This is a genomic window from Psychrobacter sp. 1U2 (assembly GCF_051847575.1).
Map to the genome: position 1 here is coordinate 1 of NZ_JBPYDC010000180.1, position 1,510 is coordinate 1,510.

Here is a 1,510-nt window from a genome sequence, read left to right on the forward strand (position 1 = left end):
TCTATGGCGTCATTACGTGTGGTCGAAGTCATTCCAGGTAAGCCTTATATCGGCATCGAAGTGCCGAATAAAAAACGCGAAATGGTGCGTCTGATTGAGCTTTTAAATACTGAAAAATACAAAGACCCTAAAGCGCAAATCAGCATGGCAATGGGTAAAGATATCGGTGGCAATCCTATTATTACTGATCTTGCTCGTGCACCGCATATGTTGGTTGCAGGTACAACAGGTTCTGGTAAGTCAGTATTGGTAAACTCAATGCTGCTCTCGATGCTACTTAAATATACGCCAAATGATTTGCGCCTGATTCTCATTGATCCAAAGCAGCTTGAGCTGGCCAACTATAATGACATTCCACATCTATTAACGCCTGTCGTCACCGATATGACAGAAGCGGCTAGTAGCTTATCTTGGTGTGTGGCTGAGATGGAGCGCCGTTATCAATTAATGAGCTTGCTAAAAGTGCGTAAGCTGAATGAGTTTAACAAAAAGGTAATAGCTGCTGAAAAAGCTGGCAAGCCGATGCTTGATCCATTATGGCGACCTAACGACAGTGTAAGCATTGACCAAGCACCGAAGCTTAAAACCTTGCCGATGATTGTCATTGTTGCGGATGAGTTTGCCGATATGATTATGCAGGTCGGTAAGCAAGCAGAAGAGCTTATCACGCGTTTGGCTCAAAAATCGCGGGCGGCAGGTATTCATCTTATGCTCGCCACTCAGCGTCCATCGGTCGATGTCATTACTGGTTTGATTACAGCCAACATTCCAGTACGTGCGGCATTACGGGTTAATTCAAAAGTCGATTCACGGACAATTTTGGATAGCGGCGGGGCAGAAGACATGCTTGGCAACGGTGATATGTTGTTCTTGGGGCCAGGACAGATTGAGCCAGATCGCGTCCACGGGGCGTACGTTAGTGACGAAGAGGTCAACCGTGTGTGCGATGCATGGCGTGAACGCGGTGCACCAGACTATATCGACAACATGGCGGGCAATTTTGAATTGTCGAGCCCTGGCGGTGGTGGTGCTGGTAGTGCATCTGGTGAAGACGACGATCTTTATAATGATGCAGTCGCCTTTATTATGGAGACTCGTAAAGTATCTGCTTCTAGCATTCAACGCAAATTTAGTATCGGTTATAACCGCGCGGCGCGCATCGTCGACTCTATGGAGGAGGCTGGACTGGTCAGCTCCATGGGTAAAAGTGGTAAGCGTGAGTTGCTTATGTAAATACAGGTAAATCTGGCTAATAAAAGAAAAAGCGAGTCGCAATAGTGGCTCGCTTTTTCGTTTTAATAAATAGAGTAATGAACAGAGCAGTACTGATAGGTGTCTATTCGTCTGCTATCTAAACCGATATACTCAATAGGTTTGATGATCATAAGTAAAATTATTTCTAAGCAAGGATGCAAAAATGTTTAAAGAATATACTCAGTACGACGCGCTAGGATTAGCAGAATTGGTCAATTCAGGACAAGTCAGCGCTAAAGAGTTGTTAGATGCTGCC

1 protein-coding gene is annotated in these 1,510 nt (G+C 45.1%); it reads left to right on the forward strand.

The genetic code is table 11. The annotated features are described in order from the left end of the window. The coding region (locus ACS8FD_RS14270; protein ID WP_439276346.1) for a DNA translocase FtsK at positions 1 to 1,233 on the forward strand (1,233 nt) is incomplete at its 5' end. Between the last annotated feature and the right edge of the window lie 277 nt (positions 1,234 to 1,510).